This is a genomic window from Mycobacterium colombiense, from assembly GCF_001953985.1.
Taxonomy (GTDB): domain Bacteria; phylum Actinomycetota; class Actinomycetes; order Mycobacteriales; family Mycobacteriaceae; genus Mycobacterium; species Mycobacterium colombiense_B.
The window spans coordinates 182,699-197,611 of sequence record NZ_MBEI01000031.1 but is presented as its reverse complement, the minus strand read 5'-3'; the positions used below and the strand labels follow the sequence as shown (position 1 = coordinate 197,611).

The 14,913-nt window shown below is 68.8% G+C and carries 16 protein-coding genes; 6 read left to right on the top strand and 10 right to left on the bottom strand.

Features of this window, described 5'->3' with window-relative positions; genetic code table 11:
* Positions 1-125 precede the first annotated feature (125 nt).
* The gene (locus A5732_RS06950; protein WP_076056326.1) at positions 126-896 is read left to right on the top strand and encodes a C39 family peptidase; all 771 of its coding nucleotides are present in this window, start codon (positions 126-128) and stop codon (positions 894-896) included.
* A 62-nt stretch (positions 897-958) separates the two neighbouring features.
* Positions 959-1,801 carry an MOSC domain-containing protein gene (locus tag A5732_RS06945; protein WP_076056328.1) on the top strand — a complete coding sequence of 281 codons (843 nt, stop codon included), beginning with the start codon at positions 959-961 and terminating at the stop codon, positions 1,799-1,801.
* 18 nt (positions 1,802-1,819) lie between these two features.
* Here A5732_RS06945 and A5732_RS06940 read toward each other — a convergent pair whose 3' ends face one another.
* The 6 genes from A5732_RS06940 to A5732_RS06915 all read right to left on the bottom strand — a co-directional run bounded on the left by A5732_RS06940 (position 1,820) and on the right by A5732_RS06915 (position 4,828).
* Entirely contained in the window at positions 1,820-2,071 is a 252-nt protein-coding gene (locus tag A5732_RS06940) for a hypothetical protein (RefSeq protein ID WP_076056330.1), read from the bottom strand.
* Positions 2,068-2,286 carry a DUF3072 domain-containing protein gene (locus A5732_RS06935; RefSeq protein ID WP_076056331.1) on the bottom strand — a complete coding sequence of 73 codons (219 nt, stop codon included), beginning with the start codon at positions 2,284-2,286 and terminating at the stop codon, positions 2,068-2,070. Before A5732_RS06935 ends, A5732_RS06940 begins: the two co-directional genes overlap by 4 nt.
* A gap of 64 nt (positions 2,287-2,350) precedes the next feature.
* Complete coding sequence (locus A5732_RS06930) at positions 2,351-2,599, bottom strand: DUF6480 family protein (RefSeq protein ID WP_076056333.1); 249 nt, start codon at positions 2,597-2,599, stop codon at positions 2,351-2,353.
* A 281-nt stretch (positions 2,600-2,880) separates the two neighbouring features.
* Complete coding sequence (locus A5732_RS06925; protein WP_065056931.1) at positions 2,881-3,135, bottom strand: hypothetical protein; 255 nt, start codon at positions 3,133-3,135, stop codon at positions 2,881-2,883.
* Positions 3,136-3,200: 65 nt separating this feature from the next.
* Entirely contained in the window at positions 3,201-4,217 is a 1,017-nt protein-coding gene (locus tag A5732_RS06920; RefSeq protein ID WP_076101702.1) for a zinc-dependent alcohol dehydrogenase family protein, read from the bottom strand.
* 62 nt (positions 4,218-4,279) lie between these two features.
* The gene (locus A5732_RS06915) at positions 4,280-4,828 is read right to left on the bottom strand and encodes a thioredoxin family protein (protein ID WP_076101697.1); all 549 of its coding nucleotides are present in this window, start codon (positions 4,826-4,828) and stop codon (positions 4,280-4,282) included.
* A 213-nt stretch (positions 4,829-5,041) separates the two neighbouring features.
* Here A5732_RS06915 and A5732_RS06910 point away from each other — a divergent pair, with 213 nt between their 5' ends.
* Both A5732_RS06910 and A5732_RS06905 read left to right on the top strand, forming a co-directional pair.
* Positions 5,042-5,599, top strand: a complete 558-nt coding sequence (locus A5732_RS06910) for a CsbD family protein (protein WP_076101822.1) — start codon at positions 5,042-5,044, stop codon at positions 5,597-5,599.
* A gap of 27 nt (positions 5,600-5,626) precedes the next feature.
* Positions 5,627-6,301 (top strand): IF2 family translation initiation factor, encoded by a 675-nt coding sequence (locus tag A5732_RS06905; RefSeq protein ID WP_076101694.1) that lies wholly within the window; start codon positions 5,627-5,629, stop codon positions 6,299-6,301.
* Positions 6,302-6,307: 6 nt separating this feature from the next.
* Here the strand turns inward: A5732_RS06905 and A5732_RS06900 are convergent, their stop codons facing one another.
* The 4 genes from A5732_RS06900 to A5732_RS06885 form a co-directional block, all read right to left on the bottom strand.
* A complete protein-coding gene (locus A5732_RS06900) occupies positions 6,308-6,970 on the bottom strand; it encodes a cutinase family protein (RefSeq protein WP_065056928.1) in 663 nt (220 codons plus the stop codon).
* 105 nt (positions 6,971-7,075) lie between these two features.
* Positions 7,076-7,336 (bottom strand): DUF3253 domain-containing protein, encoded by a 261-nt coding sequence (locus A5732_RS06895; RefSeq protein ID WP_249266860.1) that lies wholly within the window; start codon positions 7,334-7,336, stop codon positions 7,076-7,078.
* The gene (locus A5732_RS06890) at positions 7,333-8,106 is read right to left on the bottom strand and encodes an enoyl-CoA hydratase/isomerase family protein (RefSeq protein WP_076101691.1); all 774 of its coding nucleotides are present in this window, start codon (positions 8,104-8,106) and stop codon (positions 7,333-7,335) included. Before A5732_RS06890 ends, A5732_RS06895 begins: the two co-directional genes overlap by 4 nt.
* Before the next feature lie 59 nt (positions 8,107-8,165).
* Positions 8,166-9,188, bottom strand: a complete 1,023-nt coding sequence (locus tag A5732_RS06885; protein ID WP_076056342.1) for a YihY/virulence factor BrkB family protein — start codon at positions 9,186-9,188, stop codon at positions 8,166-8,168.
* Positions 9,189-9,324: 136 nt separating this feature from the next.
* On the opposite strand from A5732_RS06885, the gene hrpA reads away from it, so the two are divergent.
* Complete coding sequence (hrpA, locus tag A5732_RS06880; protein ID WP_076101688.1) at positions 9,325-13,233, top strand: ATP-dependent RNA helicase HrpA; 3,909 nt, start codon at positions 9,325-9,327, stop codon at positions 13,231-13,233.
* A 114-nt stretch (positions 13,234-13,347) separates the two neighbouring features.
* On the top strand, positions 13,348-14,856 hold the full coding sequence (locus A5732_RS06875) for an FAD-dependent monooxygenase (protein WP_170880167.1): 1,509 nt from the start codon (positions 13,348-13,350) through the stop codon (positions 14,854-14,856).
* The last annotated feature ends 57 nt before the right edge of the window (positions 14,857-14,913 follow it).

The following is a 14,913-nucleotide window of genomic DNA, read 5'->3' as shown; positions in this document are numbered from 1 at the left end:
GGCGCTGTGCGTTCGTCGGTCAACCCGGGCGAGCACAAAGGTTGACGGGTTATTCGGCACTAGTGGTGCGCTGCGGGTGCTACCGTTTGCTGGCCATTCGACCGTCGACGGGACCTGTCTCGCTCATGCTCACATTTCCGAGCGCCCCCGCGGCCCGCGCCGCGGTGATCGGCGCATGCATCGGTTTGACCGCGGCGCTCGTCTCGGGGTGCGGCGGCGCCCCGCCGGCGACCACGGCCGCCACCACCTCGTTGACCACAGTCGTTGCGGCACAGACTAATTCATCGTCCGCGCCAGGAACCGGACCGGCAACCACCGCCCCCGGCATGTACGGCAACCCCGCCGCCGCGGCGAAGTACTGGGTGGCGCAATCGCTGGAGGACAACTGCGGACTCGTCTCGATCGCCGACGTGGTGGGCGAGGTCACCGGCCACGCACCCACCGAACGGCAGATGCTGGACCTGGCGGAGTCGACGCCGTCGGGCGCCAATCCCGGACCTATCTACGCACCGCGCAACGACCCGAGCCACTCCGGCCCGGACGCCGGCATCTCGATGTCCGACCTGGTGATCCTGCTCGACCACTTCGGGATCAAGTCCGAGATGACCTCCACCTCCGACCGGGATCAGAACGGACTGCCGCTCCTCGAGCAATACCTGGCCAAGGACCGCAAGATCATCGCCTTCGTCAACTCCTCGGTCATCTTGAACGCCGACGACCAGCGCACCAAGGGTGACCATTTCCTGGTCGTCACGGGCATCGACACCGCCAAAGAGATCGTGCACCTCAACGACCCCGGCATCGACCACGCCGACGAACAGGTCAGCTTCGGCACGTTCATGACGGCCTGGCAGACCAGTGATCAGTCGATCGTGGTGACCGCGGCGCCCGGCTGATCCCTGGTGGTGCCAGGCCATTTCGGGCACAGTGAGCAGTGGAACTTCAGTGAAGGCGCGTGATGGACAACTCGACCACCCAGGCCTCCGATGCCGCAGGGATGCGGGTGCAGGCGTTGCTTCGCTATCCGGTGAAGTCGATGCTCGGCGAGGCCCTCGATCGCCTGCTGGTCGACGAGCGCGGCGCCGAGGGTGACCGGCGGCTGGCGCTGCTCGATGATGAGACCGGGCACGTGGCCAGCGCCAAGAATCCGCGGCTGTGGCGTGATCTGTTGACGTGCACCGCACACGCCGACTCCCAGGGCGTGCGCATCAGCCTGCCCGACGGGACCGACGTGGCCGCCGACGATCCGGGCGTCGACGAGCTGATCTCGCGGCTGACCGGCCGGCGGATCCGGCTGGTGACCCAACGCCCCGACGGCGCGACACTGGTGCGCCCCGATCCGGAGCAATTGCTGGAACTCGGCCTCGACGCCGAGGTCGACGGCCGCATCCTGCGGATCGCCGCGGCCACGCCGGGCGAGTCGTTCACCGACGAAGCCCCGTTGCATGCGATCACGACGGCCACCCTCGAACACATCGGCGTGGAAGCGCTGCGCTACCGCCCGAATCTGGTGATCGCGACGCCGCCCGACTATCCGCCGTACGCCGAAAACGACTGGGTGGGCAGCGAAATCGCGGTCGGGGAGGCGCGGCTGCGCGTCCTGACGGCCACGTCGCGCTGCGTCGTCCCCACCCTCGAACACGGGCCGTTGCCGCGAGCTCCGCAGGCGCTTCGCATCCCCGCGGCCGAAAACCGTTTGAACACAGGCGGTCACGGCGCGCAACCATGCGCGGGGGCCTACCTCGCGGTGGTGTCCCAGGGCGTTGTCCGCGTCGGTGACCCAGTCACCATCGGGCCATAGCGGCTCCGCAGCAACGCGTCAGCCGCCCAAGTTGCGCAGCGCCGTGTCGAGTTCCTCGGCCTGCTCGGCTACCTCGCGGTCCGATAGCTCCTCGTGTCCGACTCGCTGCACCAATTCCTGGCGCGTCGCAACCTGTAGGGCCCCTCGGTACTCGGTCGAGTCCAGATCAGCCGGCGCGACGACCGCGGCGCGCCCCTCGATCACCACCAGCGTCGCGTCCGCGTCCGGGCTGGCGAGTAGCCGTCGCACGTCCTCGGCCCCGATGGTCATGACCCGCCGCCGCGCCCGGTTCGCTGTTGGAGCTCGTCGATCAGGCTGGAGGCCTGGGCCTTGGTGAGGTTGTCCGGGATCTCTTCGCCCGCTTCTTGCGCCAGCGTGTTCAGGTAGCTGCGCTGCGGCCCGGTCATGGGTTCGTCGCCGGTCACCCACTGCGACCGGTCCTTTTCCGGATTCTCCTGTGGCGCCCGCGCGGCATCGTCGATCATGCATCTGGCTATGCCCGCTAGGAAGCCGACGTAATCAGGAAGTGTCGTGGATGGTTTCGGCATGCTAACCGGTCGCCGCAACGATCTTCATCACCATCAGCACCGCCACCGCGATGAACGCGATGACGAAGATGGAGACGGCGACCACGGTGAGCACGGAGCTGGGCGTGAATCGCCGGGTGTTCGGCGGTTGCGGCTCGGACACCCCGGAGGTTTGGGGCGCGGCCGGGGGAGTGGTGCCCGGTGCGGCACCTCCTCCTGGCTCCAGCCCCGGTATTTGCGTCGGGTCAGGGTCTGGAGGTTGCGCGGTCATGGTTGACACCGGCCGCGCCGTTGTGGGCGGGGCCGCAAGCTTGCGCCCATGTCACCGCCCAGATGCAAGTGTTCTTCCGGCCCTTGACCAGGTCTCACCGCGCGCTCCCTCCGTCGGGGCATGGCGGTACCCGCCCAGAGGGCGCCCAAACGCCCGGTACGTCAGGAGTTGCCGGCGTCATCCGTGGCTCAGCGCCAGGCCATCCCCGATGCGTGCGCGTCGGTCATCGAAAGGACTGTCCGCCAACGCGTTCCGGGACGGGCCCGTGCCGACGGCGGGCTTCAGCTCTCCGAGTTGGGGGTCGGGCTCTGCGCGGATTCCCATTTCGCCTCGAGGGACCGTTTCACCCGGGTGCCGGCCGCCAGATCGAGCTGAAAGGTCTCACCGCCGTCGGTCTCGAATGTGATGAGGTACCCCGCGTCGCTGGGATCCTTGAAGACGACTTTGTAGGGCTGTTCACCCGCGCCGCGGTCCACGGCGATGATGTCGCCAGGGGTGACGTCGTCGATCAGGTCGTTGCCGGAGACTTTGGACATACGGTCGACGTTAGCCGAAAAGACGCGGCGGGCGTCCGGTCGGCCGGCGCAGTGACCGACCTCACCTAGGGCTGCAGGAAGGCCTTGATGGCGCGGCGCTCATCCATGGCCCGATAGGCGTCGGCGACCTGCTCGAGGGGCAGGCGCAGGTCAAACACCTTGCCGGGGTTGATTTTTCCGTCGAGCACCGACTCGATGAGGGAGGGCAGGAAGTGCCGGACCGGGGCGGGTCCGCCGCGCAGCCCGACCTGGGAGCTGAAGAGTTGCTCGCCGGTGATCGCGACATCGTGGGGCACGCCCACGAACCCGACGAACGCGCCGGGACGAGCCGACTGGATGGCTTGTTGCATGGCTTGGCCGGTGCCGACGCATTCCAGCACGGCGTCGGCGCCGACGCCCTCGGTCATCTCCTTGATGACCGCGACCCCGTCGTGGCCGCGTTCGGTGACGATGTCGGTGGCGCCGAATTCACGGGCCAGCTGCTGGCGGGGCTCGTGGCGGCTCATCGCGATGATCTGCTCGGCGCCCTTTTCGCGGGCGGCCAGCACCGCGCACAACCCCACCGCGCCGTCACCCACCACGGCCACCGTCATGCCGGGAACGACGTTGGCCGCTTCGGCGGCGAACCACCCGGTGCCCATCACGTCCGACAGGGTCAGTAAGTCCGGGATCGATTCCTCGTCGGGTTGGTCGGGCAGTGCCACGAGACTGCCGTCGGCCCAGGGGATGCGCACGGACTCCGCTTGGCAGCCGCCCATCAGCACGCGGTTTACGCACGAACTCTGAACTCCGTTGCGACAATTCGGACAGGTGCCGTCGGAGGCGTAGAAGGATCCGATCACGAATTGGCCGGGCTTGACCGAGGTGACGTCGCTGCCGACGGCTTCGACGACACCGCAGTACTCGTGACCGAACGGCTTGGGCTCGGGAACGGGGTTGATGCCGCGGTAGTCCCACAGATCCGAGCCGCACACGCAGGTCGCGGTGGTGCGGATGATCGCGTCGGTGGGGGCGACGATCTCGGGATCCGGCAGGTCTTCGAATCGGACATCGCCGGCGCCGTAGATCACAGCTCCTCGCATAACGCCTCGCTCTCGCGGTCGTGGGAGCCCAGCTACCCGAAATCGATGTTGTTAACCGTGCCTCAACGCCATTTGATGCCGCACCCGATGGACGGGCGCTGTTCGGGATTCACCGGTTGCCCGGCCAGCACCGCGCCGGCCGCGGCGCGGACGTCCGCGGCGGTGACCGGCCGGCCGTTTTTGGGCCGGGAGTCGTCGAGCTGGCCGCGGTAGACCAGCCGGCGTTCGCCGTCGAACACGAAGGTGTCGGGCGTGCAGGCGGCCGAGTAAGCGCGGGCAACGTCTTGGGTTTCGTCGTAGAGGTACGGGAACGTCCAGCCATGGCTGCGTGCCTCCGCGACCATCTGATCGGGCCCGTCCTGCGGATAGGTGGCCACGTCATTGCTCGAAATGCCCACCATCGCAACGCCTTGCTCGGCGAGGTCACGACCGAGCGCGGCGAGGCCGTCGGCGACGTGCTTCACGTACGGGCAGTGATTGCAGATGAAGGTGACGACCAGGGCTGGGCCCGTCAGATCGTCGCGACTGAGCGTGCGGCCGGTAGCCGGCTCGGGCAGCGCGAAGTCCGGGGCGACGGTACCGAGGGCGAGCATAGTGGACTCGATGGCCATGCCGGCCAGAGTATCGCCAGATGACCTGTTCGCGCACCACGCGGAGCTTTGACCACGAGACATGTTGTGCTGTCGGTTAATTGCGAGCGGTTAGCGCGATTCGCGCGTTGGGCGCCGGGTGACACAACACAAGTCCGGGTTTGATCGGCCCAGTTCGTGGAATCACACACCGGACACGAACGAACGTTTTTGGCCAACGCCGCAAGGAGAATGATGAGTGAGCAGAACAAGGCCGACGAAGCGCGAAGGGGCCTGATCGACTCGGTCAAGGGCAAAGCCAAAGAGGTCGTCGGCGCAGTCACGGGCAACGAATCGCTGACCGCCGAGGGGCAACTCGAGCAGACCCAGGCGCATGAACGCAAAGAAGCGAATGCGACCGAGGCCATAGCCGAAGCCCAGGCCAAACAGGCCCGGGAGGACGCGGCCGAAGTCAAGGTCGAAGGCGCCCGACAGCGCCTGACGGCGAACGCGCAGGCCGTGGCCGCCGAGGATTCGATCGAGGCCCAGGAGGCCGCCCAGAAGCGTGCCGCCGACCGGGCGGCGCATCAGCAGGCGACCGCCGAGAAGACCCAGGCCGAGGTAGACGCGCAGCGCGACATCCAGCTGGCGAAGGCCGAAGAGCGCGCGGAGATCCGCGAGGCGTCCGAGGACGTCGTCGACGCCGTCGCCGAGCACCAGAGCTCGGTTCAGGTCGCCCGCAACGAGGGGTCGGAGGCCGACCGGCTGCGGCGCCAGGCCCAGAACGTGACCGACGAAGCCGACCTGCCCTGACGGCGGGCCTCACCCCAGGAGAAGTTGATGAAAATTTCCGAAGTCCCGCTGGCAGTCCTGCGGTTTCACTACCAACTCGCCCGATTCCCGTTGCAGCTGATCGAGGACCAGGTCGTCAACCGCATCGCCACCGAGGCGCCGGCGCGACTGCTGTACGAGCGTTCGCTGGGCATGCTCGACAGCACCGTCGGAAGTGTGCTCGGCGACGCGGCGCTCGCCGAGCGGGGAGCCGCCCTGGTCGAACGCAGCGACACGCTGGGCCGCGCGGCTCAACTGGACGCGCAGTCCGCGGTCCGGAAGGCACAGGCCGACGCCAAGCTCAGGAGCACCCGCGACGAGGCAGTCCAGGTGCGCGAGGAAACGCAGAAGGCCACCCAGCAGAAAATCAAAGAGGTCCGAATCGGCGCCGAGCAGCGCAAACGCGAAGCGGCGCAGTCGGCGCAGCAGCAGAGCGCCGCGGCCAAGCGGCGCGCCGACGAGACCGCCTCCCAGCGCAAGCAGACGGTCGACTCGGCCAAGCGCCAGGTTCAGGACAGGACTCAAGCCGCCGAGAAGGCCGCGGCGAAGGCTTCCGCGGCCAAAGTCGCGCAAGCCGAGGACAAGCTCGGCGAGGCCGCCGAGCAGCGCGCCGAGGCGGATCGGGTGGCGCAGCTGGCGGCCGCCGAGAAGCGGCAACGCAAGGAGGAGCGGGCTAACGACTGACGGGTGTCAGACGCTCGGGGCGCCCTGGTTGATCTTGTTGGCCGCAAACGTCGCGGCCTGAGCGGTCATCCCGGCGTCGATGTAGGAAACATGCGCCATGATGTTGCCGCCGCCGGAGCAGATCGGGTCGTCGGGCGCGCAAATGCTGGTGACCTTGGCGCCATACGCCGGGTTGATCGTGGGTAGCGGCTGGCCGCCCCACAGCATGCTGGAGAACTGACTGGTGGGCTCGCCGAACAGGGCGACGGCCGCGACATGGTCGGCCACCGAGGGCGGCATCGCGTTGGTGGCCAGGTCGATCACCGTCGAGCCCTGCGAGTAGCCGCCGAGCACGATCTTCGAGTTCGGGCAGCTGGCGACGACGTCCTGGACGTGTGCGCTGGCGTCGTTGGCCCCGGCGTTTGCGCTGTTGTGGTAGTCGTCGTTGGCGGGATAGTTGACCGCGTAGACGTCGACGGACTTACCGCCGAGCTGCGACGTGAGCGAGTCGACGAACGCCTGTCCGATGTTGCCCAGGCCGGGCTCCTGGTGGGTGCCCCGGGCGAAAACCACCGATACGTCCGAGCAGCCATCGGCGACGGCGGTGGGGGTTCCGATGGGTGCACTCAGCAGCGCCCACGTCGTCGCAACCGAGATACCAACCCAGCGAGCAAATCTGCGTGCACTCATGCCGAGATCCTGTCATATCGTCGGTCGTGGCCGTCCCGGCGGTTGACGCCGGGGCGAGAAGCCGCCGCTCGAGCAGGCGAATGACGTTGCAGCGCAACGTAATGCCTATCGCCCGGTGGTTCGGATGCGAATCGGCCCGGACCAGTCGGCGTCGGGGTCGACGACCTTGCCGCGCTGCGTGATCTCCACGTCGCCCGACCTCGCGAGCCGCCGGGCGGCTGCCCGGGCATCGTCCATCAGCTCGCGCCAATCGTCGCCGCCGACCGCGCGGGCGGCGTCCGACGGGCAGATGCTGCTCCACGGGCCACGTTGCTCGGCGAGCGCCCGGATCGAGGACTCGAGCCGCTGCCTCATCGGGGCGGTCACCGGCCGCGCCACTGCGGTTTGCGCTTCTCGGCCCAGGCGCGCAGCCCCTCGGCGACGTCCTCGGTCGCACCGGCCACCTTGCGCATGGTCTCGCCGAAGCGCACGGATTCGATCCAGCCCATGTCGGCGGTGCGCCACGCCACTTCTTTGGTCGCCCGCTGGGCCAGCGGTGCGGCCTCGGTGAGGGTGCGCGCCCAGGCCCGGGCTTCGGCCTGCAGCTCGTCGGGCTCGACCAGCTTCCAGACCAGGCCGATTTCCTTGGCCCGCTCGGCGCTCATGGGTTTGCCAGTCAGCAGCAGCTCCATCGCGTTGGCCCAACCCACCCGGTGCGGGAGCCGAATGGCTCCGACGATGGTGGGCACGCCGATGGACACCTCCGGGAAGCAGAACGTCGCCTCGGTGCTGGCGATGACGAAATCGCAGAACAGCACGCCGGTCACGCCGTAGCCGATGCACGGGCCGTGCACGGCGGCGATGGTCGGCTTGAACAATTCCATGCCGGATTCGAACGAGTTGATGGTCGGTTTCTCCCAGAAGGTGCCGCCGAAGGTGCCGACCGAGCCTTCGCCGTCCTTGAGGTCGCCGCCGGCGCAGAAGACGCTGCCGTTGGCCGTCAGGATCCCGACCCACGCGTCCAGGTCGTCGCGGAAGCGATCCCAGGCGGCGTTGAGATCCTGGCGCAGCGCGCCGTTGATGGCGTTGCGCGCCTCAGGGCGGTTCAGGGTGATGGTGGCAACGTGGTCTTGCAGCTCATAGGTGACCAGACTCATGACTGCAGACTATTGCGCGGGGCCCACAACCTCGCCACAAGCCGGGAACAAGCCCCTTCTCATGGCGTGCGCGGGCGGTGAGAGTCGTGGAATACCCCAAGGCGCCCAACCGTTTTCGCGGGCAACCGCTTGATGTCGTCGAAGTGCACATGTACCCGCTCGAATGCTTTGACCCGTTCGGCTTTGACCTTTTTCGTATAGGTCCGCCGATCCGCCGACGTCAGATCCGCGTCGTCGCTGAACGCGCCCAGTAGCGCGCGCGGGTAGAGCCGCTCCACCAGGACGACGTTGATCTCTGCGCACATCACCAGCGCCACCGACGCGAGGAACAGAAACGCCAACGCCCCCAACACCAGCGCGAACACACTGTTGGTGGCGCTGGCCTTTTTCACGGTGTGCGCCACATAGCCGGCCCCGAACCACTGCAGCATCTGCCAAATGAACGCCGCGGCAACCGCTCCGGGCAGCACCTGTCGGTATGTCAGGGCGCGCGCGGTCGTCACGCGGAAGGCCACCAGGCAGATCATTGCGTTGATCGCCACCGCGGCGAGCGCGAGGCCGATCTTGCTGAAAATGCCGAGCGCTCCGGTGGCGTGGCCCGCCGCGGCCAGCAGGGTGGCCGTGATCGCGGCCGAACCCAGTACCAACAACAACAGCAGGCTGCGCAGGCGGGACCGAATCGGGTTGGGGCGCTTGTGCTTCGGCACCGCCCACACCGTGTCCATCGCGTTCTGCAGCGCCTGTCCCACGCCCAGACCGCCGTAGAGCGCGCCGAGCAGGCCCACGGCCACGCCCACCGCTCCACCGCTGAGCCCCTGGGGGTGATGGAGCTGGTCGCCGAGCACTGGGAACTGGCTCAAGGTGCTGTGCAGCACCTGTGCCTGCAGATCGGGCCGGCCGGCCAGCACCACCCCCAGGCCGGTGGTCAACAGCAGCAGCAGGGGAAAGAGCGACACCAGCCCGTAATAGGTGATCAGGGCGGCGAGGTAGCCGCCCTGATCGTCGTTGTATTTGTAGACGACAGCTACGAGCACACCGACGAGTCGATTACGCCGCTGTAGCTCGTCCAGCCAACCGACCATCGCCGATCACTTCCCCCGCCAGCCGGCATCCAATTCGATGCACTCGCCACGTGATACCCGGATTTGGCGCCGATCAACCCAGCACGTCAGCCGACGCGGTGCGGATGCGGCCGCGCGAGTGCCTATTCTGTGCGGGGTGGCCGAACCGTCTGTAGCGCAGTTGCGCAAACAACTCGACGGTCTGCCCTTGCGCGACGCCGCCCGCCTCGGCCGGCGGTTGAAGAACCTCCGTGGCGCTTCGCCCGAGAAACTGCGGCAGCTCGCCGAACAGGTCGCCGCGGCGCACACGGTCGTCGCCGCCCGGCAAGCCGCCGTCCCCACGGTCGCCTACCCCGACCTGCCGGTCAGCGAGCGGCGGCAGGACATCGCCGCAGCCATCCGGACACATCAGGTGGTGGTGATCGCGGGGGAGACCGGGTCGGGGAAGACCACCCAGCTGCCCAAGATCTGTCTCGAGGCCGGCCGCGGCATTCGCGGAACCATCGGCCACACCCAGCCCCGCCGGCTGGCCGCCCGCACCGTCGCCCAGCGCATCGCCGATGAGCTGGGCAGCCCGCTCGGCGAGACCGTCGGCTATACCGTGCGCTTCACCGACCAGGTCAGCGATCGCACCCTGATCAAGCTGATGACCGACGGCATTCTGCTCGCCGAGATCCAGCGCGACCGCCGCCTGCTGCGCTACGACACCCTGATCCTCGACGAGGCCCACGAGCGCAGCCTCAATATCGACTTCCTGCTCGGCTATTTGCGTGAGTTGCTGCCTCGGCGACCCGATCTGAAGGTGATCATCACCTCGGCGACGATCGAGCCGCAGCGCTTCGCGGCGCACTTCGGGGACGCGCCGATCATCGAGGTGTCCGGCCGCACATACCCGGTCGAGGTGCGCTACCGGCCGCTGGAGGTTGCCGTGGCTTCGGCCTCCGACGACGATCCGGACGACCCGGACCACGAGATCGTGCGCACCGAGACCCGCGACGAGGTCGAGGCGATCGTCGACGCGATCGGTGAACTCGAGGCCGAGCCGCCGGGCGACATCCTGGTCTTTCTCTCCGGCGAGCGCGAAATCCGTGACACCGCAGAGGCTTTGAGTGGGCTCCGACACACCGAGGTGCTCCCGCTGTACGCGCGGCTGCCCACCGCCGAGCAGCAGAAGGTGTTCGCGCCGCATAGCGGGCGCCGCGTCGTGCTGGCGACCAACGTCGCCGAGACGTCGTTGACCGTGCCGGGGATCCGCTACGTCATCGACCCGGGCAATGCCCGGATTTCGCGCTACAGCCGGCGATTGAAGGTGCAGCGGCTGCCGATCGAGCCCATCTCGCAGGCGTCGGCCGCGCAGCGGGCCGGCCGCTGCGGCCGGGTCGCGCCCGGCGTGTGCATCCGGCTCTACTCCGAGCAGGACTTCGCGGCGCGGCCGCGGTACACCGAACCCGAGATACTGCGGACGAACCTCGCCGCCGTGCTGCTGCAGATGGCCGCCCTCCAGCTCGGTGACATCGAGGAGTTTCCCTTCCTCGATCCGCCGGACCGGCGCACCGTCCGCGACGGCGTGCAACTGCTGGCCGAACTCGGCGCGTTCGACCAGCACGGCACCATCACCGATCTCGGCCGCCGCCTCGCGCGATTGCCCGTCGATCCGAGGCTGGGCCGGATGATCCTGCAGGCACGGACCGAGGGGTGCGTGCGCGAGATGCTGGTGCTGGCCGCGGCGCTGACGATCCCGGACCCGCGCGAACGCCCGAGCGACCGCGAGGAGGCGGCCCGCGCAAAGCACGCCCGTTTCGCCGACGAGCACTCCGACTTCATGTCCTATCTCAACCTGTGGCGCTATCTGCGCGAGCAGCGGAAGTCATTATCCGGCAATGCGTTTCGCCGGATGTGCCGCTCGGAGTTCCTGCATTATCTGCGCATCCGGGAATGGCAGGACCTGGTTGGGCAGCTGCGCAGCATCGCCCGCGACCTGGGCATCGTCGAAGACGCCGCGTCCGAGGATCCGGCCGACCCGGCGCGGGTGCACGCGGCGCTGCTGGCGGGGCTGTTGTCACATGTGGGCATGCGCCGCGAGGACACCCGCGAATACCTGGGCGCGCGCAACTCGCACTTCGTGCTGGCGCCCGGCTCGGCGCTCACCAAACGGCCGCCGCGCTGGGTCGTCGTGGCGGAGCTGGTCGAGACCAGCCGCCTGTACGGGCGCACCGCCGCGCGCATCCAGCCCGAGGTCGTGGAGCGCGTCGCCGGCGATCTGGTGCAGCGCACCTACAGCGAACCGCATTGGGACGCCAAACGCGTCGAGGTGATGGCTTACGAACGGGTGACGTTGTACGGGCTGCCGCTGGCCGCGCGCCGCCGCGTCGGATACGCGCGCATCGAGCCGGTGGTGGCGCGCGAGTTGTTCATCCGCCACGCGCTGGTCGAGGGCCAGTGGCACACCCGCCATCACTTCTTCGCGGGCAACGCGCGGCTGCGGGCCGAGCTCGAGGAGCTGGAGGAGCGGGCCCGCCGCCGCGACCTGCTGGTCGGCGACGACGACGTGTACGCGCTCTACGACGCCCGGATCCCCGCGGACGTCGTCTCCGCCCGACACTTCGACGCGTGGTGGAAGAAGCAGCGCCACAAGACACCGGACCTGCTGACGTTCACCCGCACCGACCTGCTGCGCACCGACGAGACCGCCGACGCGGACCGGCCGAGCACTTGGCGCACCGGCGGTGTCGCGTTGCCGTTGACCTACCGGTTCGAGCCCGGCGCCGCCGACGACGGCGTCACCGTGCACGTGCCGATGGACGTGCTGGCGCGCTTGGGCGGCGACGAGTTCGCCTGGCAGGTGCCGGCGCTGCGCGAGGAACTGGTGACCGCGCTCATCCGCTCACTGCCGAAAGACTTGCGCCGCAATTTCGTTCCCGCCCCCGACACGGCCCGTGCGGTGCTGGCGTTAATCGATCCGGCCGCCGAGCCGCTGCTGCCGGCGCTGCAACGCGAGTTACGCCGTCGCACCGGGGTTTTGGTGCCTATCGAGGCCTTCGACCTGGACAAGCTGCCCCCGCACCTGCGGGTGACGTTCGCGGTCGAGTCCGGCGACGGCGCCGAGGTGGCCCGCGGCAAGGATCTGCGGGCGCTGCAGGAGCGGCTCACGGCGCCGGCCCGGCAGGCCGTCGCGCATGCGGTCGCCGGGGAGCTGGAGCGGACCGGATTGCGCGGCTGGCCCGAGGACCTCGAGGAATTGGCGCGCGTCGTCGAACGCACGATCGATGGACGCACCGTGCGAGGCTTTCCCGCCTTCGTCGACGCGGGCGGCGCTGTCGACCTTCGCGTGTTCGCCACGTCGGCCGAGCAGGATCAGGCGATGGGGCCCGGTATCCGGCGGTTGGTGCGGCTCAGCGTCGCTTCACCGGTCAAAGCCATTGCCCGTCAACTCGATCCACGGACCCGACTCGCTCTCGGCACCAATCCGGATGGCGATCTGCCCGCGCTGCTGGACGACTGCGCCGACGCCGCGGCCGACGCGCTCGTGTCGGCGCCGGTGTGGACGCGCGCGGAGTTCGTCGCGCTGCAACAGCGGGCGGCAAAGTCGCTGCTGCCCACCACCGTCGACATCGTGGGCCGTGTCGAGAGGGTGCTGGCCGCCGCTCAGGAGGTGCAACTCCTGCTGCCCGCGAACCCGCCGCCCGCGCACACCGACGCGATCGCCGACATCCGTGCGCAGCTGGATCGGCTGTTGCCGGCCGGTTTCGTCACCGCCACCGGGGCCGCGCGGCTCGCGGATCTCACCCGCTACCTGCTCGGGATTCGCCGCCGCCTCGACGGGCTGCCTCGCGCCGCCCAGGCCGATCGGGAGCGCATGCAGCGAGTGCACGCCGTGCAGCAGGCCTTCGACGAGCTGGTGCAGGAGCTGCCGCGGCCGGCGAGGGAGGCCGTCGAGGTTCGCGATATCGCCCGGCAGATCGAGGAACTCAGGGTCAGCCTGTGGGCCCAGCAACTCGGCACGCCTCGCCCGGTCAGCGAGCAGCGCATCTACCGCGCGATCGACGCGGTACGCGACCGCTGGTGATTGCTTTCCCCGCCACTTTCAACCTATAGCGCATACCGGGGCTTGCCGCAAGACCCGGGTGATGGTGCAAAATCGCTGTCTTCGACCGGAATTCAGGCGAATCGGGGTGGCGAAGTGAATGTTTCGGGGGTATCGGAGAACCGCGGCGTCGAGCACGCGGTGCTGATCGGCGGGGGCGGCCCGACCGGGCTGATGCTGGCCGGTGAGTTGGCTTTGGCGGGGGTCGACGCCGCCATTGTGGAGCGGCGCGCCAGCCAGGACCTGATCGGAGCTCGGGCCGGCGGCCTGCATTCCCGCACCATCGAAGTTCTCGATCAGCGTGGCATCGCCGATCGGTTCCTGTCCCGGGGCCAGGTGGCGCAGGTCGCCGGGTTCTCCCAGATCCGGCTGGACATCAGTGACTTTCCCACCCGGCACCCCTACGGACTCGCGCTGTGGCAGAACGAGATCGAAGGCATCCTCGCCGACTGGGTCGGCGAGCTCGGCGTGCCGATCTACCGGGGCGCGCAGATGACAACGTTTGCCCAAGATGGCAGCGGCGTCGACGTCGGCCTGTCCGACGGCCGCATGATGCGGGGGGAGTACCTCGTCGGGTGCGACGGAGGACGCAGCGTGATCCGCAAGGCGGCCGGCATCGAATTCCCCGGATGGGACGCGACGACCAGCTATCTGCTCGCCGAGGTCGAAATGGATTGGGGCACCGGGCAATCCCCGCAGTGGGGCATCCGCCACGACGCGCTCGGCGTCCATGCCCTGTCCACCGCCGAGGAGGGCGGACCGGTTCGGGTGATGGTCACCGAGGCGCAGCTTGGACCGGCCACCGAACCCACGCTGCGCGACCTGAGCCAGGCGCTCGTCGCCGTATACGGGACTGACTACGGAATCCACAGTCCCACTTGGCTTTCCCGGTTCACCGACGCGGCGCGGCAGGCCGCCGCCTACCGCCGCGGGCGCGTCCTGCTCGCCGGCGACGCCGCACATATCCACCACCCGGTGGGCGGGCAGGGCCTAAACACCGGCGTGCAGGATGCGGTGAATCTGGGCTGGAAGCTGGGCCAGGTGGTCAACAAGACATCGCCCGACAGCCTCTTGGACAGCTACCACGCCGAACGGCACCCGGTTGCCCGGCGGGTGCTGCGCAACGCATTGGCGCAGATGGCGCTGCTTCACCCCGACGAGCGCGCCCAGGCACTGCGCGACACCGTGTCCGACCTTCTCGCCATGGACGAACCCCGCACCTGCTTCGCCGCGATGATGTCCGGCCTGGACATCCATTACGACCTGGGCGAGGGACACCCGCTGGTGGGACGCCGCATGCCCGACCTGAACCTGCTCACCCCCGGCGGTTCGCTGCGCGTGTTCGACCTGCTGCGAGACGCCCGCCCGGTGCTGCTCAATTTCGGCGAGACCGGCGGCATCGACATCGCGCCCTGGGCGGACCGGGTTCCGACGGTGGACGCGAAACATGTTGAGCGGTGCGCGCTTCCGGTGCTCGGCGCCGTGAGCGTGCCGCCCGCGGTGTTGATCCGGCCGGACGGGCACGTCGCCTGGGCGGGTGCCGGCACCGACCCGGCGCTACGCGACGCCCTCGCCACCTGGTTCGGGCCGGCGACCGCGACGTGAGACGGCCAAAAGGGTGACTTGTGCTGGCCGGGGCAGGGTGTAACGTGCGTGTTCGCT